This is a genomic window from Virgibacillus oceani (assembly GCF_014638995.1).
Classification (GTDB): Bacteria; Bacillota; Bacilli; order Bacillales; family Amphibacillaceae; genus Virgibacillus_E; species Virgibacillus_E oceani.
Genome location: NZ_BMFR01000002.1, coordinates 246,528 through 271,988, shown reverse-complemented (window position 1 = coordinate 271,988; position 25,461 = coordinate 246,528). Strand labels below are relative to the sequence as shown.

Here is a 25,461-nt window from a genome sequence, read left to right as displayed (position 1 = left end):
CAGATGCAAAACTCCAAAGTATTCTTTGGAGTTTTGCATTATTTGGATACATACTTGTTTCCTTTTAACCAAAACCTCCAAGGATAATCCCTTGCTTCTCCAGTGTTATCAATACCTATTCTTGGCCCTGATACTATCTGTGTTGCCTCGATTTTACGACCTTCCATAATCCAAAGCGGGCTCTCAGTAAGTGGGTGTCCATAATCAGCCATTGTGATTCCCAGGGCTTTCGTTAATTTACCGGGGCCATTTGTCCATTGCCGTTCGTTTTTCGCTTTCGGTCTTCTTGATGCCATCAGATTTTGACCAGTATATGGCTCAACGCCTCTGATTAAAACTGCTTCGGGTTCATCAGTTTTACCACTGACAACATTAAGCAAACAATGCGTATGCATGGAATAGGTATAGGCATGGCCGGGATTTCCATACATAATTTCAGTTCGCATAGTTCTGCGGTTGTTGAAACTGTGTGCTGCCCTATCTGCTGGTCCCATATATGCTTCGGTTTCAACTATAATGCCTGAAGTGATTCCATTTGGTGTTTCTTTTATAAGTAAACATCCAAGCAATGCTTTAGCAAGTTCAAGTGTTGGCTGATAATAGAATTTCTTATCCAATGGTTTGTCAGTTATATTGCACATGTCCACCTCATCCTTTCACTATCTAAATAAGTATAGCTTGTAGAAATCATTTGCACAAAAAAAGTAACCAGCACCTTTTAAGTGTGGTTACTTTAAGCAATGGTTATTTATGATGCTTCCGCTGCTGGTCCACTGGAATTCCTTCTTTTCTCCGATGCTTCAACAACAACACTAGCGGAAGCGTCACCAATAATATTAACCGAGGTCCTAAACATATCAAGAACTCGATCAATTCCAGCGATTAAAGCGATCCCCTCTAGCGGTAAATTAACAGCAGCTAAAGTCATTGTAAGCATGATTAATCCTGCACCCGGAACACCTGCAGCTCCAATTGAGGCGAGCGTTCCAACCAGAGCAACAGTCAGAAGCTGCGAAATAGAAAGTTGACTCCCAAAATATTGTGCAACAAATATTACCGTAAGACCTTGATAAATAGCTGTTCCATCCATGTTTATGGTTGCCCCAAGCGGAAGCACAAAACTGCTTGTTTCTTTGGAGACACCTAAGTTTTCTTGTGTGTTTTTCATTGTAACCGGTAATGTACCTGAGCTGCTGCATGTACTGAACGCAACAGCAGCAGCTGGAAAAATACCTTTGAAAAAATCAAGAGGATTCATTTTACCAAGTGATTTTACTGCGAAAGAATATACTACTGCCGCATGAACGATACACGCTACAATTAAAGCCAGAATTAATTTAATTAATGGTAATAGGACCGACAACCCATATTCACCAACGACAGGTGCTAATAATCCGAATATGCCAAGTGGAACTAATGTCATAATGATTCCAGTTATTTTGTACATAATCTCAGCAAATCCATCAAAAAAGCGTTGAACAGTATTTGCCTTTTCACCAACTAATTGAATTCCGAGACCAATAAAAATGGCAAAAAAGATGATTTGCAAAACATTTCCCGTTGCTAATGCTTCTATTGGATTTATTGGAATTATATTTAGAAGTGTTTGCACTACACCGCCTGTTTCATTTGGTTCAACCGCAGCTCCATTCGTCTCAAGGTTCATGCCAGTTCCAGGCTGGAAGATAAATCCAGCGACTAATCCAATTGTGATAGCAATAAAACTTGTAACAAGATAATAAGAAATTGTTTTACCGCCAAGCCTGCCTAATTTTTTCATGTCGCCGGCACTGGTAACTCCGACGATGATCGTTGATAAAATTAATGGGACGATAATGAATTTAATTAACCGTAGAAATAAATCACCAAGTGGCTGAATAAACGTGGTTCTTTCCCCAAAAATCAAACCAACGATAATCGCAAGAACAAATGCTCCGACAATTTGCCACATTAAACTTTTCTTCAAGGTAAAACCTCCTCATTTTTTAATAGTGGCTTATTTATGTGTCCTCCTTTCTTTTGAGAAAAGGGAATCATCATTATAAGATGAAAAATAGAGCAAAAACATAATGCAATTTTCCCTTCGTTATAGTATTTTATTCATGTCTATATTAGAAAATTCGAATTATATGAAAGTGATGAAGGCAAAAAAAATAACCACGTAATCAATGATTAGCGCAGTTATTCATTAAGAAATTTTCTTATTCTATTAAAAAGGTTTTTCCAGCACGCTGTTCAATCTTTCCATCTTTCATCAGCTTTCCTAATGCACGTTTAAATGCAGCCTTACTAATATTGAAGGTTCCTCGAATGTCATCGGGGTCACTTTTATCGCTGAATGGAATGACACCACCGTTTTCTACCAGAAAGTTTACGATGATCTCCGCGTCTTCTGTCATACTGTATTGCTTAAGTGGTCTAAGTGAAATGTTTACTGTGCCATCATCTTTTACTTCAATTACCCGGCCCTTAACCCATTCACCCAAACGTGGTTCTGTTTTTCGTTCGGTGTGATGAATAAATCCGCGATAACCCTCTTCAGTTATAATGGCAGTGCCTTCCTTGCTCGTGAGGTATACTCGGCCGCTTACCTGTGCGTTTAAGGTATTTTCCGGGGCAAATTCCCACTCGCGTTTAAAAATACCTTCTGTTGCAGGAATAGCCAGCAAGCGTTCTTTTCGATCCCTTCCTAACGAGACGTAAAGCATGTCACCAGTTTTTGGCCAAACGTCCTCAAATAATGGCAGATCATCTTTAGAAACAAGAATTTCTTTAGCGATTCCGATATCAACGAATGCCCCTAAATTCGGGATGACTTCAACAACCTCTGCCCAGTCGAATACGTCCAATCTTATGGTCGGCAGAATTGTTGTAGCAACTGTTTGCCCTTTTTTATCCTGATATAAAAACACATCCACTTCTTGTTCAATGTCTAGCTCTTTTTCCGTTTCGTTATGATGCAATAATGCCTCGGTAGAATTTTTCCCTAACACATAGCCTGTATCAATTTTTCGAAGCACTGTCATGGTTTGAACTGTGCCAGTCGGTAAATAGTTCATCATCTAACCTTCTTTCAAATATGTATGATTGGAAAAGGGGTACCCTCATTTGTAAGAGTACCCCTTTGATTGCTAAAGTAACACATAAGTTTTAATTTTTTTATCCCGAATCAATCGGGTGGAAATTCATTTTAATGTTGCTTTAAGAAAGCATTGATTTCAGGTTTAAAGCATGTTATAAACGTTTTATAGTGACTCAGAAATAAAAAGCTGAATCTCTCGAATTTCTCTATATCCGCGGTCATTGTTCCACTGGGTGTTCTCTAACTTAAGCAACGTCAGCCCTACCTGCTCTAACGTCCTTGCGACCCCTTAGTCGCGCCAGTGTGAATAAGCATCTTCGAAAAACATTACGTAGAATGCCAGAATACTTATTTGTTACTTTATTTTGTTAACTAACCTATAATCTCATATAATAGTTAATTTGTCAAGTTGAATTAATTTTCCTTTAGTAAATAATGTATATACTGGCTTCATGGTATTGTTATAATTAAATTAGCTTTTTCCGAGGAGTTAATATATGAGTAATAGGAGCGTAATAATGAAAGGTTCCATTGACAATGAAACACGGTGCCGACATTACCATAATGAAAATGATAGAATTGCTATTAAATTTTATTGCTGTGGAGAATATTTTCCATGTTATAAGTGTCATGCCGAACATGGATGTGGAAGAACAAAAGTTTGGCCAAAGTCAAAATTTGACCAGAAAGCAATTTTATGTGGCAGTTGTAGCAGTGAATTAACGATCGATGCCTATTTAAATAGTAATGCAAAATGTCCAATTTGCAATGCCTCATTTAATTCAGGCTGTTCTCTGCATTATCACCTATATTTTGAGCGCATTACTTGAAAAAGTAGAATAAATTAGTATTTAATGAAAATGGAGCCTTATTTTTTTGAATGAGGAGGGATATTGTAAAATGGCTTTTGTAATTTTAGAACCTTGCGGCGGCGAAAAGTCTGCTGAATGTGTCAGCGTTTGCCCCGTTGATTGTATAGAAGAAGGACCAGATCAATTTTATATTGACCCAGATGTATGTATTGATTGTGGTGCTTGTAAAGCAGTTTGCCCTGTCGATGCGATAGAAGAGGAATATGACTTATCCCCGAAGCAGGAAGTGTATTTAGAGAAAGCTGAGGAGTTTTTTAAAGATAGGTAGTGTGTTTAATACAATATAGCTGCATGATCCAGCATTTTCGTTTTTATCTTCCCCTTTTTGGGTAATAAATGGATAGGAGCTAATTGAAAGGGTGAAGAAAATGCTGCGTACAATTCTCATGATAATCGGAGCAATTGTCGTGATTGGCTGGATTATATCATTGTTTTAATCTGGTATTGAAAAACCGCTTAATGGTGCTGTTCCATTAAGCGGTTTTAAATTAATAGAGCCTAAATTATTATGACATCATATTAAAGATTCCGAGCATTATTAATAGAAACGGCGGTAACCAAACTAATTTTCGTATCCACTTTCTTTCGGATAACATGACACCTATGTTAATGCCGAAAAATACTAAAGTCCCGCTCATTAATGCAATAAGAATGGCTGTTAATAGTGCAGAATATCCAAGCATGGCAGCACCTATCCCCGCCCCTAATGCATCTAATGCAAGTGCAAATCCAAGAATTAATGATTCCTTTATCGAAATTGTGCCCGAGTGATCCCAGTCCGCGTGTTCCGGTTTTTTCATAACCGTTTTAAACTGTTCCCATTTTTCATCATCTTGAACCTTGGTTAATTGCTGATTTTCGATATTTTTCATTTTTGATCTGAAAACATTATACAAACAAAAAATTCCTATTATTACTAGAATTGCACCTCCAATTAATTTTGCAAGACCTGGTGTGATAAAGGAGCTTACTAAATTCCCGATAGTCATCGATGATAAAACCGTGATTCCCGAGCAGAACATTATAATAACTAATGCGTAAAATGGGACCCAAATTCGCCTCATTCCATATGTTATGCCGACACCGAAACTGTCCAAGCTCACACCAATAACGAGCAGAATTAATCCAGTATAAAAGAGCAAGCCAATCAATCCTTTAATTCTTTTTAAATTATTGTATGGCATTTAGAAAATGGTGTGCCTTGATTGGCAATTCCTCATTCCGCAAAATAATTGTAAAATATGTTAAAGTAGATGGAGAATGAATAGAGAGGGTTAGTTAAATGAGCAAAACGGTAGTATTAGCAGAAAAGCCTTCTGTTGGAAGAGATATTGCACGCGTATTGAATTGTCATAAAAAAGGCAATGGCTTCATAGAGGGATCAAACTATATTGTAACATGGGCACTCGGTCATTTGGTGACATTGGCGGATCCAGAGGTTTACGATGATAAATATAAGACATGGCGTATAGATGATTTACCAATGCTTCCGAGTCATTTAAAGCTTGTAGTTATAAAGAAAACCGGCAAACAATTTAATTCGGTAAAGGCACAGCTTAACAGAAAGGACGTTAATGAAATTGTTATAGCAACCGATGCCGGTCGTGAGGGTGAGCTTGTTGCACGATGGATTATTGAAAAATCACGGGTGCATAAACCAATCAAGCGACTGTGGATTTCATCTGTTACGGACAAGGCAATTCGGGATGGTTTTAAGCAGTTGAAGCCGGGCAAAAACTATGAAAATTTATATGCTTCGGCTGTAGCCCGTTCTGAGGCAGACTGGTATGTCGGGTTGAATGCAACTCGCGCACTAACAACGAAATTTAATGCACAGCTTTCCAGTGGACGTGTGCAGACACCGACATTAGCTATGATTGCTGCTAGGGAAAAAGAGATAAAAGATTTTAAGCCACAGAAGTTTTATGGAATTGAAGCAAAGACTACAAAAGGGTTTAAGCTTACATGGCAAGGTGCTGACAACAACAGTCGCATGTTTTCGAAAGAGAAAGCAGATACACTGCTTGAACAGATAAAAAATAAGCCTGCGAAAATTGTTCAGGTTGATAAGTCGTATAAGAAGAAATTTGCGCCACAGCTATACGATTTGACAGAGTTGCAGCGTGATGCCAACCGAATTTTTAACTTCTCGGGTAAACAAACCTTATCACTTATGCAAAAATTATATGAACAGCACAAAGTATTGACTTATCCCAGAACAGACTCACGTGTTATTACAACAGATATCGTTCCAACATTGAAAGTTCGGGTGAAGGCTTGCGGAGTTGATCAATATGCTAAAATTGCTGGAAAAGTGCTGCAGCGGGATTTGAAGCTTTCGAAGTCAGTTGTGGATAATGCAAAGGTTTCGGACCATCATGCGATTATCCCAACTGAACAGCCGGTAATGCTAGCAGATTTGAATGATAAAGAACGTAAAATTTATGATCTGGTAGTGAAGCGGTTTTTGGCGGTATTGTCAGACCCGCATGAATATGAGCAGACATCAGTAATTGCGCAGATTGGTAATGAACGTTTTGCGGCTAAAGGAAAGATGGTTAAAAAGCAAGGGTGGAAAGAAATTTATGATAATCGCCATGATGATATAGATGATAAATCTCAGGATCAGCGTCTGCCTGTGATTGAAAAAGGCAATGTGTTTTCAGATTTGCGAATTTCTCAAACAAGTGGTGAAACGAAACCGCCAGAGCGCTTCACGGAAGGTGGTTTACTTCAGGCAATGGAAAATCCTGTCCGCTATATGTCAAAAGACGAGAAGCATTTAGCTGGAACCATTAACAAAACTGGTGGACTAGGCACAGTTGCAACACGTGCTGATATTATTGAGAAACTATTTAATAGCTCTTATATGGAGATGAAGGGTAAACACATTTTCATAACCTTAAAGGGTAAACAGCTGCTTGAACTAGTCCCGGAGGAGTTGCGCTCACCTGCACTAACTGCTGAATGGGAACAAAAGCTTGGATTGATTGCGGAAGGTAAGTTGAAAAAGGATAAATTTATTGCTGAAATGAAAAGCTATTCGCGTGAAGTAGTTCAAGAAATTAAGGCAAGCAGTGATACCTTTAAACACGATAATATCACGGGCAGTAAGTGTCCCGAGTGTGGTAAGCTCATGCTTGAAATTAATAATAAACATGGAAGATTGCTCGTATGTCAAGACCGGTCATGTGGACATAAGAAAAACATTGCAAAACAGACAAATGCGCGCTGTCCAAAATGTCATAAACGCCTGGAACTTCGTGGTGAAGGCGAAGGACAAATGTTTATGTGCAAATGCGGACACAGGGAAAAACTCTCAACATTTAATGAACGCAAGAAACGTGAGCAGAAACATAAGGTATCAAAAAAAGATGTGAACAAGTATTTGAAAAAGCAGGATGATGGCTTTAAGAATAATGCATTGGCTGATGCGCTGGCGAAATTGAAGAAATAAAGTTGAAAGTGTCTTCTGCTGCTGCAGAAGACACTTTTTAAATATGGCAAGTTAAAAACCGCCATGGTACTAAATTCAGTTTCATTGTAAACGCTTGATCATTACAATTTTATCTTATAGTAATCAGCAATTGTATAACAATAGTTTTTTAGAGAAGGTTCTTGTTTTAGATTAAGTAACATACCTGAAATTACTGGAGCTCTTGGATCTTCTTTTTTGACCTCTTCGTCTAATACCTCAATGGAAACAATCAAATCTTTCTTGTCTTTTAAATTTTCTGCTTCATTTTTCATCTTGTTTATTGTACACTCAACTTTAGTTGCATCCTTGAAATGATCCATCATGAATGAAACTTTTTCCTCAGTCAATAAAGGTTTATCGATAATTAAATCTTCTACCATACTGTCAATTCTTCTTAATAGGTACTTTGACAAGTATTCCAATTGTAATGCTTCCTCGTCAAATACCATAAACATAAGGAATGGTTGAAAGAGACCTTCCAGCATTAAAGATAGATCCCACAGATGGTTTTTGATTTTTTGTCCATAAATGGTAGACAAGCTCTCTTGAAAGAATTTTTGTGTCTTTATTTGCTGATCATATACCATTTTTTTAATTTCATCTTTAAATGGTAATGTCTGTTCTCGAGACAGCATCATTACCATTTCTTTATGATCCATAATTATATTAAATAGCATGGTTAATTGTATGCTGAATTTTTCTTGGGGATTTAGTTTATTATTTTCATATAAGAAAACTTCCGATTCAATCTTCTGGAAGTTACTCTCTAAGATTGCAATAAGCAGTTCGTCTTTTGATTTAAAATAAAGATAGAATGCTCCCTTGGATATTCCGCTTTCCTCTACTATTTCCCGGATAGATGTTGAGGCAAATCCTTTAAGGGCGAAAAGTTTTGTCGCGGATTCTATAATGGTATTTTTTTTGTCCATCTTTAACACCTTTCTTTAGGTTCTTTACAATACATTATATCTATTATGATATAAAATATCATTCTTGACAATGACCGGTAAGTCATATAACATTACATATCGTGATGAGTCTATTTATGTGTTGAACTGACCAACTGGTCATAAGAGGTAAAATGAGGGGTGTGGAAGTTGAAAAAGATTATAGATTTTTCGATGAATAACAAATTTGCGATATGGATTTTGACTATTATGGTCGTTGCAGCAGGTCTGTATTCTGGTTTAAATATGAAGCAGGAGACAATGCCTGATATAACAGTACCAAATGTGTCGGTAATGACCGTTTACCCTGGAGCTGCACCGAATGAGGTTGCCGAGGAAGTTACAGAACCAATTGAGCAAAGAATTGAGAATTTAGATGGTGTTGATATCGTTAATTCCTCTTCTTTTGCCAATTCATCGTCTGTTCAAATACAATATAATTTTGATAAGGACATGGACGAAGCAGTTGATGAGGTAGAGAATGCATTGTCGGATGTAACATTTCCCGAAGGTGTAGAGAAACCTAAAATATCCCGGTTAAGTCTAAATGCATTTCCCGTACTGGCATTGAGTGTCAGTGATGCGGATCATTCTTTGGAGCATTTAACTACAGTAGTAGAAGATAATGTTTTACCTGAATTAGAAGGAATTGAAGGGCTTGCAGATGTCCAGATGACGGGTCAGCAAGTACAGGAAGTTAACATTAATTTTGATGAAGATAAATTGACTAAGTATGGATTAACACAAGAAACGATTAAACAATTAATACAAGGTTCGGATGTATCCTTTCCATTAGGATTAACGAATTTTGATGATGAGTTAAAAAACTTAATCATAGACGGAAATATTGAAACGTTGGAAGATTTAAAAGCACTGGAGATCCCCGCTGTGCCAAAACAAAACGATCGGAGCTCCCAACAAGGTGCGACTTCAAAGCAAGCACAGGATCAGTCTGCTCAAAAGGGAAAGGTGAATCAGCAAACACAGGGATCTATGGAAATGCCAACAGTTCAATTAGATGACCTTGCCGATATCAAAGTTGTCAAAAAAGCTGAATCGATCTCCAGAACAAATGGCGAAGAGTCTATTGGCATTCAGATCGTTAAAGCCGCTGATGCAAATACGGTAGAGGTTGTCAACAGTGTTAAGGATTCTATTGCTGATTTAGAAGATGAGTATGGATTATCCATTACTACTACGCTGGACCAGGGCGAACCAATTGAGAAATCTGTAGAAACGATGCTGAGTAAAGCTTTATTTGGTGCTTTATTTGCAGTGGTTATAATTTTACTGTTTTTAAGAAGTTTTAAAACAACACTTATTTCAATTGTTTCCATTCCGCTATCACTCTTGATGGCAATATTTTTACTAAACCAAATGGATATAACGCTAAATATTATGACACTAGGTGCGCTGACTGTTGCCATTGGACGCGTTATTGATGACTCCATCGTTGTTATTGAGAATATATACAGGCGATTGGCTCTCACCGGGGAGAAGCTTCAAGGCAAAGATCTGGTACGTGAAGCAACACGTGAAATGTTTGTTCCGATTTCCTCTTCTACCATCGTTACGATCGCAGTGTTCTTGCCATTAGGATTAGTTGGTGGTCAAGTAGGAGAAATGTTTTTACCGTTTGCACTAGCGGTTGTCTTTGCACTTTCTGCATCTCTGATTGTTGCAGTAACAATTGTTCCTATGCTAGCACATTCTATGTTTAATAAAGGAATTAAAGGAAAGACAAAAAAAGTAAAACATGATGAAAAACCAGGGAAATTGGCTCAGTTTTATAAAGGAGTCTTAAATTGGGCATTAAACCATAAAATTATTACCTTTGGCGGGTCTGTCATCGTCTTGGTATTGAGCTTTCTTCTAGTTCCATTAATTGGCGTTAGCTTTTTACCAAATGAGGAACAGAAAATGGTAGTTGCAACGTATAGTCCGGAACCAGGGCAAACGAGAGAAGAAGTAGAGGAGATTGCTCTTGATGCCGAAGAATTTATTAGTAATCGTGAAGGTGTAACTACCTATCAATACTCATTAGGCGGCGGCAGTCCTATGAGTGGAATGATGGGTGGCAGTGACAATTCTGCACTATTCTTTATGGAGTACGATAGTGATTTTGCAAACTTCAGCGGTGAAGGTAAAGAGGTTGTTGATAAGCTTAACGAAAATACGGATGCAGGTGAATGGGGAACAATCGATTTTGCCAGCATGGGTGCGAATGAATTACAGCTGTTTGTTTATGGTGACAATATGAAGGACATCCAAAGTTCAGTTGAAAAAATGATGCCAATTATGCAAAATCATGGTGCATTAGAAGATGTTGAATCAAGCATTTCAGAATCATATGATCAATATACGCTTGTTGCTGATCAAGAGAAATTAAGTAAGTACGGATTGACTGCAGGACAAATCGGTATGAATTTAAGTGACAAAGGTGAATCTCCAGTACTTACAACGGTGAAAAATGAAGGAGAAGAACTGAACGTATATGTAGAAATTGAAAAACAAGCATATGACAGTATTGATGACGTAAAAAATACGGAGATTGAAACTCCATTGGGTACAACTGTTGCCATTGAAGATGTAATGGAAGTGGAAGAAGGAAAATCTCCTGATACAATTCAACGCAGACAAGGTAAAATGTACGCATCTATTACAGCTAAAGTATCGGGCAATGATGCTGCAGGAGTATCGGCTGATATAGAGAATGAAGTAAATGAACTTACATTGCCTAGCGGAGTGAAAGCTGAGTTCGGTGGTGTGACGGAACAAATTAACGAATCATTTACACAGCTTGGTCTTGCAATGCTAGCTGCAATTGCAATAGTTTACTTTGTACTTGTGGTGACATTTGGTGGAGCTTTAGCACCATTAGCAATTCTGTTTTCACTGCCATTCTCAATCATTGGTGGTTTAGTTGCACTCTGGATAGCAAATGAACCATTAAGTGTATCAGCGATGATAGGTGCATTAATGCTAATTGGTATTGTTGTCACGAATGCTATTGTGCTGATTGATCGTGTAATCCATAAAGAAAAAGAAGGACTTTCTACTAGAGAAGCACTTCTTGAAGCGGGATCTGTTCGTTTACGTCCAATTTTAATGACTGCTCTAGCTACTATAGGGGCATTGATCCCGCTGGCAATTGGGGCTGAAGGTGGAGGACTTATTTCCAAAGGATTAGGTGTTACCGTAATTGGCGGGCTAACAAGTTCTACTTTATTAACACTTGTAATTGTTCCAATAGTTTACGAGACTTTTGCTAAGTTTCGGAAAAAGAAAATAGCAAATAGTAACGGATAAATAGTATTCCAGGATAGAAGATCTTCTGTTAGGGCAGGAGGTCTTCTTTTTTGGTTAATTCCATTTATTGTGTTACGTGGTAAAACTCTCTACGAATCAAATTATACCCTTATAATTAAACGAAATTATACACAGACTATACTGGTGACAAAAATATATAAACACAATATATGACTAAAGATCTATTTATACATCTTTAGAGTTTTTGATTAAATTGTTATATTCATAACCATCACAATTTATGATAAGCTAGAAAAAGAAATTTTACATAGTTAAAAAGGAAGTATATTTCAAGAACAGCAAGGAGGGCAATAATGTCAGACAAGGAAGATTTAGCACGTGCAACAGGAACGAAACAAATTGATAGACTTGACTTTCGTATCGGGGCATTTGGTGCAGCTGTACCTTTGGTGTTTTTTGTTATATGGGCGATTTCAACGAGTGTGCTTCAAATGTCATCTGAAATTGGACTAGTTATGGGTGCGATTATAGGTTTGGCACTTGGTTTATTTTTTTGTAAAAGTAAATGGGAAGATTATGCACAAGGGTTGTTTGATGGATTAGCACAACCTGTTGGGGTTATTGCGATGGTCGCATGGTTTTTTGCAGGCATGTTCGCAAGTGTGCTTCAGGTTGGCGGATTAGTGGAAGGCCTTGTGTGGATAGGTTCCGTGACTGGTCTTGAAGGAGGTTTATTCGTAGCATTAACCTTCCTGTTAGCATCCACTTTTTCTACTGCTGTTGGAACAGGTTATGGTACGACTGTGGCGTTCTGTACGTTAATGTATCCAGCAGGAATTGCAGTTGGAGCAGAACCTGTAATGCTTTTTGCAGCGATCCTGGCTGGTGCGGTATTTGGGGATAATTTGGCACCTGTATCGGATACCACAATTGTTTCAGCAACAACGCAGGATGCAGATGTTCCAGGTGTTGTACGCTCCCGTGTAAAGTATTCAATCGTTGCTGCTGTACCTGCAGTTATCTTGTTTGCTATTTTTGGAGGAGGCGGTACAACGCAAGCTGGACAAGAGGCGATGATGGAAAACACAAGTCCAACGGGGTTAATAATGCTGGTTCCGTTTGCCATTGTACTTATTCTGGCGCTGTCTGGACACCATTTACTTACATCATTGACATGGGGAATACTATCTGCAATTCCACTGATTGTGTTTTTGGGTTTAGCAGATTTTAATGAAATTATCACCTTTAATCCAGACTCAGACGCAATTGTAGAGGGTGCCTTAATTGACGGTGTAGCAGGATATATGAATATGGCAATTCTAATCCTGCTAATTGTTGCAGGGGCACATATAATGCGTCTTGGCGGAACAATGGACGCAATTACCAAGGGATTGGTAAAATGGATTAAAAATTCTATTCGTCGTGCCGAACTTGCTATTTGGTCAATTGTTGCGCTCTTAAACAGTGCCATTACTATTAACACAGCAGCAGAAATTGCAGCAGCACCATTTGTTAAAGAACTTGGCGAAAAATATAAGATTCACCGTTACCGTAGAGCAAATATGCTTGATGCGGTAACGTCGGCCCTCGGTTACATTTTCCCGTGGGGAGCACCAGTGTTATTAGGCTGGTCGACAATCAAAATGATGAAAGATAAACAATATGATTGGCTGCCAATAGTCGATCCTACAGATGTATTCCCATTTGTATTTCAGGGCTGGTTCTTAGTAATTGTTATGTTAATAGCTGCACTTACCAGCTGGGGATTGAGATATGAAGGTAAAAATGGAGAAGAGCTCAAGGAGCCGCCAAAGGAATAGAGTAGTTTTAAAATAGTATTTTTGGCTGTTGATCATACCTTTTGGAATAGATCAGCAGCCTTTTTATTTATAAGAAAAGACACGTTTTATATGATAAACGTGTCTTTTACTGCTATTAAGATGTAAGTTGAGTGTCTTTTTCTTTCCGTTTTTCATTTTCAGAAATAATATAGGCACATGTTGCATCACCTGTTATGTTTAATGAAGTACGCAGCATATCTAATAAACGATCTACACCAATGATCAGTGCGATTCCCTCAACAGGCAGTCCAATTTGCTTTAATACCATTGCAAGCATGATGAGCCCTACGCCAGGTACTCCCGCTGTACCAATACTTGCTAACGTTGCGGTTAAAATAATCATGATTATATCAGTGAATTCTAATGGAATAGCATATACTTGTGCAATAAATACTGCAGCAACTGCTTGCATAATCGCCGTTCCATCCATATTAATCGTTGCACCAAGCGGCTGAACAAAACTGCTTATTGATTTTTTTATCCCAAGGTTTTCTTGAGCAGTTTTCATTGAAATAGGTAATGTTGCACTGGAACTGGAAGTGCTGAATCCCACTGACATAGCGGGAAAGAACCCTTTATAAAATTTCAGAGGATTAGCCTTTCCAAGAGCCCATATTGCCAAGCTGTACGTAATTGCGCCATGAAGGATTAATCCTAATATAACAGTAATCATGTACATTGCCATTGAGCCAATAGCATCAAGGCCAGCACCGCCAATTGCCGATGCTATCAGGGCAAATGCACCATATGGGGCAGTTTTCATAATAGCATTTACGAGATACATGAATATTTCATTTGCCTGTTCAAATAAACGATAAATTCCGGCGGTTTTTTCACCTAAAACTGCGAGTGCTATACCGATGAAAACTGCAAATGCAATAATTTGCAGCATGTCACCAGTAGCCATGGAATCAATTGGATTTTCGGGAATGATATTAATAATGGTTTCCATAATTGGTGGAGCAGAATCCTCTTTATATTCCGCATTATTTGTGTCAAATACACCCGCTGTTCCGGGCTCAAGCAGATAGGCTAATCCTACACCAATTACAAGAGCAATTGCTGTTGTTACAAGGAAAAAGGATATCGTTTGCATTCCGATTTTACCTAATTTTGCTGGTTCGCCCAATCCAGCAGTTCCAAGTACAATAGATATGAATACAATCGGAACAACAAGCATCATAATTAAATTTAAAAATATTTGTCCAATCGGATTTAATGCATAGTTATCAATGGCAGAAAATACATCCCCTGGGGCAAAGGTTAAAATGATCCCTGCAAGTACCCCAAGCAAGAGGGCAATAATAATTTTTTTTGTAAGGTTCATATAGTAGTTCCTTTCTAGTTGATTTTTTGGTCAGTAGGGAATCTGAACGTACTACTGAATAGTCCATTTTATATTGCTATAGATGAAATGGAATGAGGATAAAACTCTATTAAATTGTGATAGATATCTAATTATTATACAGAAAGTTAGTGATATTTGAAAGTTGCTTAGGACTCAATTTTAGTGTTTATCGTATTAATACATATGTGGAAACGGTATTTTTCTTTCTTTTGTTGTTAACTATATATAAATGGGGTGGTACATAGATGGAGCGGTTTCGGTATGATGATATAGACATTGTTAAAATTACTGTTAATCCAGTTTTCCCGATAATGAATGTTTATTTATATTTTATCGATGGAATTCTTGTTGATACGGGTCCAAGCATTCAAAAGCGTAATCTTTTGCCTGTATTTAAGGAGTGGGACATTCGTTATGCAGCGATTACGCATCACCACGAGGATCACGCTGGATTAGCCAGATGGATTGATAAACATGTTTCGGCTGAAATTTTATGCCATGAGAAAATGGTTCCAATTGCACATAAAAATGCAAGTCTTCCATGGTATCGCACCCTTTTTTCCGGACCGCGCTTAGCATTTAATGGCAGACCATATCCAAAAGTGGTGGAGACCCCCAGATATCAATTTTACCCAATAGATACCCCTGGACACACATTTGATCACGTGTGTTTATTTGAACCGTACAATGGATGGTTATTTACGGGAGATTTATACATTACGCCTTATCCAAAGGTATTTCTAAAGGAGGAATCCATATCCTCCTATATAGATTCGATTGAACAATTAAATAAGTTAGATTATCAAACTTTATTTTGCGGACATGAGGGGATTGTTACGAACGGAAAAGAAATGATGAATCGTAAATTGCAATATTTACAGCGTACAAAAAAAGAAGTAATTAGACTGCATAAGCTAGGTTGCAATGACCGGTCCATTATTAAAAAGCTGTTTCCGAATCAAGTGAAATTGGAAACAGCATCCTTTGGGGCATTTTCGCGCCGTAATCTCGTCAGGTCCTGTTATCGCGATGGACTGAATTGATGCAACATCAGCTTTGAAAGGCTGATTGTTGATGAATGTGTTAAATGATACCCTCGGTGAAGAGGTGGCTGGAAAGAATAAAGAATCACTCATTAATCAAATTATTGATTCGATATTTGGCCGCTTTTGGTGAAGATGACGAAAAAAAATGGGCTGTCCCAATTATGGGAAAGTCCATTTTTAATTCCTATCTTCGCTATTTAAGATTACAGCTATTTTACTTGCATTCCAGCGTTTTGCAGTAGAATCATCGACCTCATATTCTTTCCCTGCCCGCAGCAATTCGCCATGATAAGCAGTCTGAACATTCATTTTGACCTTAGTCATATTGTTTGCTCCTTTGTGAATCGAAATGTACTATCTCCATGTAAATAGTACTGTTACATTAATTATATCTAGTTTTCTTAAATTTTGCACTAACTAAAAGCGTGGAAAATAGTTTATTCTAGGAACGGTAAACTAGTCGAAGCTTTGTCTTTTATATGCATATATATATGTCCATTATTTTTAGATGTACTTATCTCTGCATAATGAGTATGGTAACCAGCCTTTTAAAAAGTGTCAGCAGTTTGTCATAATATAAATGACAATTTTGTAGATAATTTAGTATATAATTGAAAATCATTCTCAATTAGAATATGATGAGAGTAAGCTAGCTTTTTTGAAAGGGTGTAAGGCTGATGATAAAGATATTAATGATCTATGCAAGCATGTCAGGAAATACAGAAATTATGGCTGATGTTATTTTTGATTATATAAAAGGGAAGAATCATGAAATTGTCAAAAAGTCATTCGATTTTGACCCTATTCAGATTGACGAATTGTTGAATTACGATGGGATTTTAATTGGTACGTACACTTATGATGAAGGAGATTTGCCTTATGAAGTGGAAGACTTCTATGAAGAATTGGATGATATAGAGCTGACGGGCAAAATGATAGGAGTTTTTGGATCATGTGATTCATTTTATGATAGTTTTGGCGGAGCGATTGATACAATGGCAGCAAAGGTGAAGGATCGTGGAGGAATGTTATATGATAAAGGGCTGAAGGTAGACCTTGAGCCGGATAAAAAAGATATTGAGCGCTTGAGGGAATTTGCGGAAGGGTTTTTGGGGAAAATTAACTAGTGACTTTAATAGGGTTCACACCTAATGCGAACCCTATTTAAGTTTATGTTGTATGCTGCTGGACTAAGTATGCAGCCCCAATAATACCTGCATCATTACCAAGCTGGGCAACTTTAAGTTCGCAAACCTCACTTACTCGTGGTAAGGCATATTTAATAAATGCTGTTTCAATAACTGATATTAATTGATCACCGGCTTTGGAAACGCCCCCGCCAATAAGAACCTTGGAAGGATTGATGACGGTTGCTAGGTTAGCAATGGCAAATCCGAGAACATCACCTGTATGCTCAATTATAGATTGACTAATTGGGTCACCTTCATCGGCTAAAACGAACACATCTTTAGCCGTCAATGTACCATTTTGCTTAGAAAAGACTGCTAGTTTACTAGAAGGATCTTTCTTTATTTGTTCCATCGCTTGCCGTACAATTCCCGTTGCAGAGGCGATTGTTTCCAAGCATCCTTTCTTTCCGCAGTTACAGTGATAGCCGTTAGGGTCTACGGTAATATGGCCAAGCTCACCAGCGGTACCATTTACGCCATTTAATATATTACCTTTTGCTATAATGCCGCCGCCAACCCCCGTTCCTATTGTAATGGCAATTAAATTTTCAGACTGATTACCAGCACCTTTCCAGTTTTCCCCAAGAGCGGCAATGTTAGCGTCATTTTCAACAAAAACCGGGACGTCAGCAATGGCTTCAAATTGTTCTTTTAATTGGAAACTTTTCCAGCCGATGTTCACAGCTTCATAAACTAGCCCGGTACTTCCATCAATAAAACCAGGTGCACCTGCTCCCACCCCTAATATTCTATTATATGAAAGAGATTTTAGCTTTTTTTGAACAGAATTCCAAATATCTCGTATGATAGAAATCCCGTTTTCTGATTTTGGTGTTGGAACTTCCCATTTATGTAAGATAGCCCCACGCTTATTTATTAGACCAATTTTACTAGTTGTTCCACCAATATCAACCCCGACGATAATGTCTTCCATTAAGTAATCACTCCCTTTTAACACATCATTGTATTTATTTTACCAAATATAATTTGGGATGGAAGAATTATTTATTTTAATAAGTAAAAGAAGTATAAAATTTTGCGCTATTCAGCTAGGACATGGTAAGCTGCGTCCAGCTCCTGCAAATAATTCAGTTTCTCAATAATTACGTTGATGTCATAAAAGCTTCTAGGGTAAATTTGATAAATGACACTTTCTTTCCACCATTTTTTATTCATAATATCTTCTTTCTAAAAACTAATAAACAAAGTACAATCGTTTGCGCAAAAAATTAATATGCTATTGGCTGAATAGCAATATGTTCTATATTTATCTATTATACACGAAAAAAATATTAATGAAATCGCTTGCATTAATTAAATTGATGTGTATAATAAAAAATAGAATTTGCGCAATCGTTTTCACAGATTTAACTATTAAAAGTAAAGGGTGGTCTTACATGAAAAAAGTATTTGGATTATTTTTTGTTTTTGCGCTGATTATTAGCATAATGGCTGCTTGCGGTCCAGATGACAGTGGGGACGCAACAGCAGAAAAAGCTGAAGGCGACACAGAAAAAACTGAGAAACCTGAAAAACTTATTGTTTGGGAAGATCAGGACAAAGGTGTTGCATTGGAAGATGCTGCAGCAAAGTTTGAAGAAGAATATGGTATCAAAATTGAATATGTAGAATATAACATCACAAAAATGCAAGAAAATCTAGCATTAGATGGAAATACAGACAATGCGCCGGATGTTGTTACAATGTCACATGATGGTGTTGGCCCATCTGTTGTTAAAGGGTATATCTCACCAATTGAAGTAAATGATGATGCTCTTAGCCAATATACAGACTCATCAATTGATGCATTAACATATGAAGGCAAGCTATACGGTTTGCCAAAAGCGACAGAAACACCTGTATTTATTTATAACAAGGATCTTCTGCCAGAAGTCCCTGAATCTATGAAAGAAGTATACGAATTATCAAAAGAAGCAGCAGAAGATGGTAATTACGGATTTCTAGCAATCTGGGATGATTTCTATCATAGTCATGGTATTTTCCATGGTTTTGGAAGTTATGTATTCGGTGATGATGTGATGGATATCGGTTTGAATAACGAACAGGGCGTAGAAGCAATGGAATACATTAATAAGTGGTATGAAGAAGGATTATTCCCGAGCGGTATCATTGGGGAGAAATCAAATGACCAAATGAATGCATTGTTTAAAGAGGGGAAAGCCTTTGCAGTTCAAAATGGTCCTTGGGCATTTAAAGATTATCAGGATGCTGGAATTAACCTGGGAATTGCACCAATGCCGAAGCTGCCAAATGGCGAAAATGTCGGTACATTCATGGGTGTAAAAGGCTGGTTTGTTACTAACTTTAGTGAAAATAAAGATTGGGCACAGAAGTTTGTAGAATTTATCACGAATGAAGAAAATGCAAAAAAACGTTATGAATTAACAGGTGAAATTCCACCATTGGTATCCTTAATTGAAGACGAACAATGGGTCAGCGAAAATGAAGGAGCCGCTGCTGTAATGGAACAATCGGAAAATGCTGTTCCAATGCCTGCTGTACCGGAAATGGCTGTAGTTTGGGATCCAATGGCTGAAGCGGTACAAACTGTTGTAACTGGAAAAGCGGAACCAAAAGCAGCCTTAGATCAATCAGTTGAACTGATTAAACAAAATATTGAAACGAATCACGGCGGGGCTAATTAAACAGAACAGGAGGCGGTATCTTTTAAACAAAGATACTGCCTGCATTTTGTTAAAGGAGCGTGTGAGTCAATGATGGATTAAGGTAAAATAATCACCGAGTTCTCACTATCGATCCTTGCTTTTCGTTTCTGAACTGTAACGTCTTAAACAGAGGAGTCTCTTTCAATGAATAATGTATATCAATCAAACCATAGAAAAATCGCCGCCATATTATCGGTCATTCCGGGATTTGGGCAATTTTATAATCGTCAGCTGCTTAAGGGGACACTATTTTTCATCGTAGCTGTTTCTTTTTTAGTTGCTTTTTGGGACTTCATTGATATTGGTATATGGGGGATTGTAACACTTGGTGAGCAGGTGCCTCGTGATAATTCTATTTTTTTAATGGTGTATGGAATTATTTCTATCATACTGCTTTTGCTAGCTGCTATTTTTATGTTTATTAACTTGCGTGATGCATATAAAAATGGGCAAAAACGGGATATGGGGCAGCAACTAAATACGATAAGCGGACAATATCGAAATTTAATTGACAGCGGATTTCCATATCTAATGCTAACACCTGGATTTTTTCTAATGTTATTTGTCGTAATTTTACCGATTATATTTGTACTCTTGCTGGCATTCACTAATTACGACCTGTACCATACGTGGCCAGCGCAATTATCAGACTGGGTAGGTATTGATAATTTTGCAAACTTATTTACATTAGATGTTTGGCGTGAAACGTTTATCAGTGTGTTTGCCTGGACAGTTATTTGGACATTTGGTGCCACTACATTACAAATAGCTCTTGGAATATTCTTAGCGATTTTGGTGAATCAAAAAGATTTAAAAGGAAAAGCGATTATCCGTACATTACTTATTTTACCATGGGCAGTTCCGGCATTTGTTTCTATTTTGATTTTTTCCGGAATGTTTAACGAATCATTCGGGGCTATTAATACAGTTATTATGGATGCATTAGGAATTGATGCAATCCCATGGATGACCGAGGCTTTATGGACAAGAATTGCGTTAATAATGATTCAAACCTGGTTAGGATTTCCGTTTATCTTTGTAATGGTTACCGGAGTTCTGCAGGCCATTCCAAATGAATTATATGAAGCTGCTACTGTTGACGGGGCAAGTGCGATGCAAAAGTTTAAGCAAATCACATTCCCGTTAATAATGTTTTCGATCGCACCAATATTAATTACTCAATACACGTTTAATTTTAATAACTTTAATGTGATTTACCTGTTTAATAGTGGCGGACCGGCAATGCCAGGTCAGAATGCTGGTGGATCAGACATATTGATTTCGTGGATATACAATTTAACGATGACGACACAGCAATACGGTATGGCAGCCGCAATTACCATGATTATGTCAGCGATTGTTATTATTATAGCAATCTGGCAATTTAGACGCACAAGGTCATTCCAAGAAGAGGATATGATGTAATATGGATATGAAAAAAACGAAGATACTCAGATTGACAGGAACCTATTTTGTAATTGCTATTATGGCAGTTGTTATCATTTATCCGATTATTTGGGTATTTGGTGCATCTCTGACTCCAGGTACTAGTCTTTCAACCTTTAGCATTATTCCAAAGAATCCTACATGGGAGCATTATAAACATATTTTTGATACGGATAAAAGTCTTTATTTAGTTTGGTATTGGAATACGTTGAAAGTATGTATCATTTCGATGGTTGCTTCTGTTATCACGATTAGTTTAATGGCTTATTCATTTTCCAGATATCGATTTGTCGGCAGAAAAAATGGTTTGCAGGCATTTTTGATCCTGCAAATGATACCGAATTTTGCTGCACTAATAGCTATTTTCGTATTGGCAAATGTGACAGGATTAGTAAATACACACCTTGGTTTAATCCTAATTTACATTGGCGGGGCAATACCGATGAATACGTGGCTGATGAAAGGGTATCTGGATTCGATACCGAAAGAATTGGATGAGAGCGCCAGAATGGATGGTGCTGGTCATTTTCGGATCTTCTGGCAAATTGTAATGCCGCTTGCCAAACCGATGATTGCGGTAGTAGCAGTATTTTCTTTTATTACACCATTCACCGATTTTATCTTGGCTAAAGTTTTATTAAGACAACCAGAGCAGTATACACTCGCAGTTGGGTTGTATGAGTTGGTAGCACGGCAGTATGGAAGTGAATTCACCTTATTTGCAGCAGGCAGTATTTTAATCGCAATTCCAATCGCCATCCTGTTCTTGTCTTTACAAAAATACTTCGTGTCTGGTTTAACAGCAGGTGGAATAAAAGGATAGGGAGTTTATTAAATAAAGCGAAAGAGAAGGAGAGAAATAGATGTTAGAGGATACGAGCTTTGCAATACATCCAGGAAAAGAAAAACATGCAGCATCCATAACGTATCAACGTATCGGGAATGTTATGGATTATCAGTCGGCAGATGGGACATATTTATTTCATTGCGAGAATGGAACAGTTGGGGTACAGTTTTTTACAACGTCCATTGTACGTATCGTGATGAACCCAAAGGGGCTTCCTCAATATGATTTGTCAAAGGCTGTAATCGCTGCTAAAGAGGATTTAGCTATTTCGGAAAAAAGAATAGAAGACAAAATTGTATTGCGTACGAGTGAAGTAGAAGTAGAAATTTTACAAATGCCATTTCATGTGAAAATACAGGATAACGATGGAAATATTCTGCTCAATGATGGTGACAGAGGAATTGGAATAAAATCTTCTGGTGAAGTAATTACATTTACAACAATGCACCCAGACGATCACTTTTATGGGTTCGGTGAAAAATCCGGTTTTCTTGATAAACGCGGAGAGAAATATGAAATGTGGAACACCGATGTGTATGCACCACATAATCCCGAAACAGACCCATTATATGAATCGATACCATATTTCATGACACTGCGAAATGGCCGTGCACATGGTGTGTTTTTTGATAATACGTTTCGAACGATATTTGATATGAAATCGGAATCGGATTACTATTCGTTTCAGGCGGAGGGCGGGCAGCTTGACTATTATGTTATGGCTGGACCAACACCGAAAGAAGTCCTGGAGCAGTATACACACCTTACTGGACGAATGCCTTTACCTCCAAAATGGGCGATTGGCTACCATCAATCCAGGTACAGCTATGAATCGGAGACTGAAGTACGTCAGCTTGCGAAAAATTTTGTTGATCGTGATATTCCAGTAGATGTAATTCACCTCGACATCCATTACATGAATGGGTATCGTGTGTTTACGTTCGATAAAGAAAAATTTCCAAATCCAAAAAAGTTAATCAAAGATTTGCGCGAGATGGGTATTCGAATTGTTCCAATAGTGGATCCCGGTGTAAAAAAGAATTCAGAATATCCAATTTATCAGGAAGGTGTTAACCAGGATCAATTTTGTAAATATATTGAAGGAGACATTTATTTTGGCGATGTTTGGCCTGGCACAAGTGCTTTTCCTGATTTTACAGATGAAAAGGTTCGTAAATGGTGGGGCGACAAACATGCATTTTACACTGAACTCGGTATTGAAGGTATTTGGAATGATATGAACGAACCAGCTGTTTTCAATGAAACGAAAACAATGGACGTTTCTGTATTGCATCAAAATGACGGAAAGCCAACTACCCATCGTGAGCTGCACAATATTTATGGATTGATGATGGGGAAAGCAACTTATGAAGGAATGAAAGAGCAGCTAAACGGCAAGCGGCCATTTTTGCTAACACGTGCAGGGTATGCAGGTGTGCAGCGCTATGCATCTGTCTGGACTGGTGATAATCGCAGCTTTTGGGAGCATTTGCAGATGTCACTGCCAATGGTCATGAATTTAGGGTTGTCAGGAGTACCGTTTACTGGCCCTGATGTTGGTGGGTTTGCTCATGATACAAATGCTGAATTGTTAACACGCTGGACACAGGTTGGTGCGTTTACACCATATTTCCGTAATCACTCGGCTATTGGAACGCACTATCAGGAGCCATGGCAGTTTGGCGAGCAATATGAAGCAATTATGAAAAAGTATATTCAAATGCGTTACGAGTGGATGCCGCAGCTGTATTCATTATTTTATCAAGCAAGCAAGACGGGTTTACCTGTTATGCGTCCATTATTGATGGAATATCCAAATGATCCGAAAACATATAACATAAACGATCAATTTATGATAGGTGATAATGTTATTGTGGCTCCGATATTGGCACCTTCTGTAACGGATCGTGCAGTATATTTGCCCGCTGGAGAATGGGTGGATCTTGCTAATGGAGATGTGTATGAAGGTGAAAAGACACATTTAGTTCATGCCGAAATTGAACATTTACCTGTGTTTGTTAAAAACGGAACTGCAATTGTACGCGGGGATTGGACATCCAATATGGACAAAACATCTAGTCAGGTAACTATCGATATTTTTGCAGAAAATATAGACGAATCGTATCGTTTTACGTATTATGATGATGACGGGGAAACATTTGCATATGAAAATGGTGAGTTTGTTTTACTGGATATGGAAGTAATTACTTCGCATGATACTGTTGCTGTAAAAGTATTAACTCAAAATGGTAATTATGTGCCTAGCTATAAACAGCTGCAGATTAGGATTCATGGGTTAAAGGATGGACAAACTGTTACAATAAATGGTAATACTAAAAAACAAATTATTTCTTTAGAAAAATAAAAATGTAGAGGGTGAAGTGAATGGTAACAATCAAAGATGTAGCAAAGGCAACAGGTGTATCACCCTCTACTGTATCTAGAGTGATTGCCGACAATCCGAGGATTAGTTTAGACACGAAAAAAAAGGTTCGGAAGGCCATGAAGAATCTGGGCTATCATCCGAACGTAAATGCACGAAACTTAGTTGCTAAATCAACAAAAGCAATTGGCGTTATTATGCCATCTTCTGCCGATAAAGCATTGCAAAATCCCTTTTTTCCAGAGATTTTACGTGGTATTGGTTCCGTAACACATGACATGCAGTATTCATTGACTTTGTCAACTGGGGAAACAGATGAAGAGATTTTAGATGAAGTGCAGCGCATGGTCTACGGTAGCTATGTTGATGGGGTTATCCTGCTTTATTCACGGTTGAACGACAGTGTCATGAATTTTTTAATGGAGAAAAGTTTTCCGTTTGTGATTGTCGGTAAACCTTATGATTATATAAGTGAAATTACACATGTTGATAATGATAATTTTTCTGCGGGAAAAGAAATTACGAATCATTTAATTAAGCAAGGTCACAAAAAAATTGCATTTATCGGTGGATCAAGGGATTTATTTGTAACAATGGACAGGGAGGCAGGATATGAGGCAGCAATGAAAGAAGCAGGGTTGTCCTATCCTGAATCATATAAAATCCACGCGGAGTTTTTAAAATCTGGAGGTCGTGATGCCGTAAGTCAGCTATTTGCGTTATCGGAACAGCCGACCGGAATTGTTGTCAGTGATGATTTAATGAGTTTAGGAGTTTTAAGCACACTTGAAGAATCAGGCTTTTCCGTACCAAAAGACATTTCGCTTGTCAGCTTTAACAATGTCTATTTGTCAGAAATAACAAGACCTGCGCTAACAACAGTCGATGTTAGGATATATGAACTTGGTGCACAGTCTGCAAAAGCGTTAATCGAAAAAACAACTAACAAGTCAGAACCTGCTAAGCGAATTATTATCCCTTATGATATTGTTTATCGAGGATCGGTGAGTAAGAAAAGCTGATT

The 25,461-nt window shown here is 37.8% G+C and carries 21 protein-coding genes; 12 read left to right on the top strand and 9 right to left on the bottom strand.

What is annotated here, in order from left to right; translation table 11 throughout:
• Positions 1 to 38: 38 nt before the first annotated feature.
• The 3 genes from IEV74_RS04865 to IEV74_RS04855 all read right to left on the bottom strand — a co-directional run bounded on the left by IEV74_RS04865 (position 39) and on the right by IEV74_RS04855 (position 3,059).
• Positions 39 to 641: a DNA-3-methyladenine glycosylase gene (locus tag IEV74_RS04865; protein ID WP_188454213.1), complete on the bottom strand. Its 603-nt coding sequence runs from the start codon at positions 639 to 641 to the stop codon at positions 39 to 41.
• 107 nt (positions 642 to 748) lie between these two features.
• On the bottom strand, positions 749 to 1,966 hold the full coding sequence (locus IEV74_RS04860; protein ID WP_188454212.1) for a dicarboxylate/amino acid:cation symporter: 1,218 nt from the start codon (positions 1,964 to 1,966) through the stop codon (positions 749 to 751).
• 235 nt (positions 1,967 to 2,201) lie between these two features.
• Positions 2,202 to 3,059: a CvfB family protein gene (locus IEV74_RS04855; protein WP_188454211.1), complete on the bottom strand. Its 858-nt coding sequence runs from the start codon at positions 3,057 to 3,059 to the stop codon at positions 2,202 to 2,204.
• 520 nt (positions 3,060 to 3,579) lie between these two features.
• Between IEV74_RS04855 and IEV74_RS04850 the strand changes: the two genes are divergently transcribed.
• Positions 3,580 to 3,912, top strand: a complete 333-nt coding sequence (locus IEV74_RS04850) for a CHY zinc finger protein (protein WP_188454210.1) — start codon at positions 3,580 to 3,582, stop codon at positions 3,910 to 3,912.
• A 70-nt stretch (positions 3,913 to 3,982) separates the two neighbouring features.
• Complete coding sequence (locus IEV74_RS04845) at positions 3,983 to 4,222, top strand: ferredoxin family protein (RefSeq protein ID WP_188454209.1); 240 nt, start codon at positions 3,983 to 3,985, stop codon at positions 4,220 to 4,222.
• 238 nt (positions 4,223 to 4,460) lie between these two features.
• Here the strand turns inward: IEV74_RS04845 and ytaF are convergent, their stop codons facing one another.
• Positions 4,461 to 5,138, bottom strand: coding sequence for a sporulation membrane protein YtaF (gene ytaF / locus IEV74_RS04840; RefSeq protein ID WP_229683063.1), 678 nt, complete (start codon positions 5,136 to 5,138; stop codon positions 4,461 to 4,463).
• Positions 5,139 to 5,236: 98 nt separating this feature from the next.
• On the opposite strand from ytaF, the gene IEV74_RS04835 reads away from it, so the two are divergent.
• Positions 5,237 to 7,411, top strand: coding sequence for a DNA topoisomerase III (locus IEV74_RS04835; RefSeq protein WP_188454208.1), 2,175 nt, complete (start codon positions 5,237 to 5,239; stop codon positions 7,409 to 7,411).
• Positions 7,412 to 7,512: 101 nt separating this feature from the next.
• On the opposite strand, the gene IEV74_RS04830 is transcribed toward IEV74_RS04835, so the two are convergent.
• On the bottom strand, positions 7,513 to 8,361 hold the full coding sequence (locus IEV74_RS04830; protein WP_188454207.1) for a TetR/AcrR family transcriptional regulator: 849 nt from the start codon (positions 8,359 to 8,361) through the stop codon (positions 7,513 to 7,515).
• A 168-nt stretch (positions 8,362 to 8,529) separates the two neighbouring features.
• Between IEV74_RS04830 and IEV74_RS04825 the strand changes: the two genes are divergently transcribed.
• Both IEV74_RS04825 and IEV74_RS04820 read left to right on the top strand, forming a co-directional pair.
• Positions 8,530 to 11,688, top strand: coding sequence for an efflux RND transporter permease subunit (locus IEV74_RS04825; RefSeq protein WP_188454206.1), 3,159 nt, complete (start codon positions 8,530 to 8,532; stop codon positions 11,686 to 11,688).
• Positions 11,689 to 12,002: 314 nt separating this feature from the next.
• Entirely contained in the window at positions 12,003 to 13,469 is a 1,467-nt protein-coding gene (locus tag IEV74_RS04820) for a Na+/H+ antiporter NhaC family protein (RefSeq protein WP_188454205.1), read from the top strand.
• A 115-nt stretch (positions 13,470 to 13,584) separates the two neighbouring features.
• On the opposite strand, the gene IEV74_RS04815 is transcribed toward IEV74_RS04820, so the two are convergent.
• The gene (locus IEV74_RS04815; protein WP_188454204.1) at positions 13,585 to 14,817 is read right to left on the bottom strand and encodes a dicarboxylate/amino acid:cation symporter; all 1,233 of its coding nucleotides are present in this window, start codon (positions 14,815 to 14,817) and stop codon (positions 13,585 to 13,587) included.
• Between the two features lie 266 nt (positions 14,818 to 15,083).
• Here IEV74_RS04815 and IEV74_RS04810 point away from each other — a divergent pair, with 266 nt between their 5' ends.
• Positions 15,084 to 15,881 carry an MBL fold metallo-hydrolase gene (locus IEV74_RS04810; RefSeq protein ID WP_188454203.1) on the top strand — a complete coding sequence of 266 codons (798 nt, stop codon included), beginning with the start codon at positions 15,084 to 15,086 and terminating at the stop codon, positions 15,879 to 15,881.
• 180 nt (positions 15,882 to 16,061) lie between these two features.
• Here IEV74_RS04810 and IEV74_RS04805 read toward each other — a convergent pair whose 3' ends face one another.
• The gene (locus IEV74_RS04805) at positions 16,062 to 16,208 is read right to left on the bottom strand and encodes a hypothetical protein (RefSeq protein WP_188454202.1); all 147 of its coding nucleotides are present in this window, start codon (positions 16,206 to 16,208) and stop codon (positions 16,062 to 16,064) included.
• Positions 16,209 to 16,561: 353 nt separating this feature from the next.
• Here IEV74_RS04805 and IEV74_RS04800 point away from each other — a divergent pair, with 353 nt between their 5' ends.
• Entirely contained in the window at positions 16,562 to 17,011 is a 450-nt protein-coding gene (locus IEV74_RS04800) for a flavodoxin (protein ID WP_188454201.1), read from the top strand.
• Between the two features lie 43 nt (positions 17,012 to 17,054).
• On the opposite strand, the gene IEV74_RS04795 is transcribed toward IEV74_RS04800, so the two are convergent.
• Positions 17,055 to 18,008 (bottom strand): ROK family glucokinase, encoded by a 954-nt coding sequence (locus IEV74_RS04795; RefSeq protein WP_188454200.1) that lies wholly within the window; start codon positions 18,006 to 18,008, stop codon positions 17,055 to 17,057.
• A 107-nt stretch (positions 18,009 to 18,115) separates the two neighbouring features.
• Complete coding sequence (locus IEV74_RS19860) at positions 18,116 to 18,250, bottom strand: hypothetical protein (protein ID WP_268233831.1); 135 nt, start codon at positions 18,248 to 18,250, stop codon at positions 18,116 to 18,118.
• Between the two features lie 221 nt (positions 18,251 to 18,471).
• Between IEV74_RS19860 and IEV74_RS04790 the strand changes: the two genes are divergently transcribed.
• From IEV74_RS04790 to IEV74_RS04770, 5 genes are all read left to right on the top strand, one after another.
• A complete protein-coding gene (locus tag IEV74_RS04790; protein WP_188454199.1) occupies positions 18,472 to 19,740 on the top strand; it encodes an extracellular solute-binding protein in 1,269 nt (422 codons plus the stop codon).
• A gap of 165 nt (positions 19,741 to 19,905) precedes the next feature.
• Positions 19,906 to 21,186, top strand: coding sequence for a carbohydrate ABC transporter permease (locus IEV74_RS04785; RefSeq protein WP_188454198.1), 1,281 nt, complete (start codon positions 19,906 to 19,908; stop codon positions 21,184 to 21,186).
• A 1-nt stretch (position 21,187) separates the two neighbouring features.
• A complete protein-coding gene (locus IEV74_RS04780; protein WP_188454197.1) occupies positions 21,188 to 22,030 on the top strand; it encodes a sugar ABC transporter permease in 843 nt (280 codons plus the stop codon).
• A 40-nt stretch (positions 22,031 to 22,070) separates the two neighbouring features.
• Positions 22,071 to 24,419, top strand: a complete 2,349-nt coding sequence (locus IEV74_RS04775; RefSeq protein ID WP_188454196.1) for a glycoside hydrolase family 31 protein — start codon at positions 22,071 to 22,073, stop codon at positions 24,417 to 24,419.
• 20 nt (positions 24,420 to 24,439) lie between these two features.
• Positions 24,440 to 25,459 carry a LacI family DNA-binding transcriptional regulator gene (locus IEV74_RS04770; RefSeq protein WP_188454195.1) on the top strand — a complete coding sequence of 340 codons (1,020 nt, stop codon included), beginning with the start codon at positions 24,440 to 24,442 and terminating at the stop codon, positions 25,457 to 25,459.
• The last annotated feature ends 2 nt before the right edge of the window (positions 25,460 to 25,461 follow it).

Excerpts from the sequence above, each read along its gene's own strand:
- IEV74_RS04820 (WP_188454205.1), top strand. The coding sequence starts at position 12,003 with ATGTCAGACAAGGAAGATTTAGCACGTGCAACAGGAACGAAACAAATT.
- IEV74_RS04865 (WP_188454213.1), bottom strand. The coding sequence starts at position 641 with ATGTGCAATATAACTGACAAACCATTGGATAAGAAATTCTATTATCAG.
- IEV74_RS04800 (WP_188454201.1), top strand. The coding sequence starts at position 16,562 with ATGATAAAGATATTAATGATCTATGCAAGCATGTCAGGAAATACAGAA.
- IEV74_RS04835 (WP_188454208.1), top strand. The coding sequence starts at position 5,237 with ATGAGCAAAACGGTAGTATTAGCAGAAAAGCCTTCTGTTGGAAGAGAT.
- IEV74_RS04780 (WP_188454197.1), top strand. The coding sequence starts at position 21,188 with ATGGATATGAAAAAAACGAAGATACTCAGATTGACAGGAACCTATTTT.
- IEV74_RS04770 (WP_188454195.1), top strand. The coding sequence starts at position 24,440 with ATGGTAACAATCAAAGATGTAGCAAAGGCAACAGGTGTATCACCCTCT.
- IEV74_RS04855 (WP_188454211.1), bottom strand. The coding sequence starts at position 3,059 with ATGAACTATTTACCGACTGGCACAGTTCAAACCATGACAGTGCTTCGA.
- IEV74_RS04815 (WP_188454204.1), bottom strand. The coding sequence starts at position 14,817 with ATGAACCTTACAAAAAAAATTATTATTGCCCTCTTGCTTGGGGTACTT.
- IEV74_RS04785 (WP_188454198.1), top strand. The coding sequence starts at position 19,906 with ATGAATAATGTATATCAATCAAACCATAGAAAAATCGCCGCCATATTA.
- IEV74_RS04810 (WP_188454203.1), top strand. The coding sequence starts at position 15,084 with ATGGAGCGGTTTCGGTATGATGATATAGACATTGTTAAAATTACTGTT.
- IEV74_RS04805 (WP_188454202.1), bottom strand. The coding sequence starts at position 16,208 with ATGACTAAGGTCAAAATGAATGTTCAGACTGCTTATCATGGCGAATTG.
- ytaF (WP_229683063.1), bottom strand. The coding sequence starts at position 5,138 with ATGCCATACAATAATTTAAAAAGAATTAAAGGATTGATTGGCTTGCTC.
- IEV74_RS19860 (WP_268233831.1), bottom strand. The coding sequence starts at position 18,250 with ATGAATAAAAAATGGTGGAAAGAAAGTGTCATTTATCAAATTTACCCT.
- IEV74_RS04795 (WP_188454200.1), bottom strand. The coding sequence starts at position 18,008 with ATGGAAGACATTATCGTCGGGGTTGATATTGGTGGAACAACTAGTAAA.
- IEV74_RS04830 (WP_188454207.1), bottom strand. The coding sequence starts at position 8,361 with ATGGACAAAAAAAATACCATTATAGAATCCGCGACAAAACTTTTCGCC.
- IEV74_RS04845 (WP_188454209.1), top strand. The coding sequence starts at position 3,983 with ATGGCTTTTGTAATTTTAGAACCTTGCGGCGGCGAAAAGTCTGCTGAA.
- IEV74_RS04775 (WP_188454196.1), top strand. The coding sequence starts at position 22,071 with ATGTTAGAGGATACGAGCTTTGCAATACATCCAGGAAAAGAAAAACAT.
- IEV74_RS04850 (WP_188454210.1), top strand. The coding sequence starts at position 3,580 with ATGAGTAATAGGAGCGTAATAATGAAAGGTTCCATTGACAATGAAACA.
- IEV74_RS04790 (WP_188454199.1), top strand. The coding sequence starts at position 18,472 with ATGAAAAAAGTATTTGGATTATTTTTTGTTTTTGCGCTGATTATTAGC.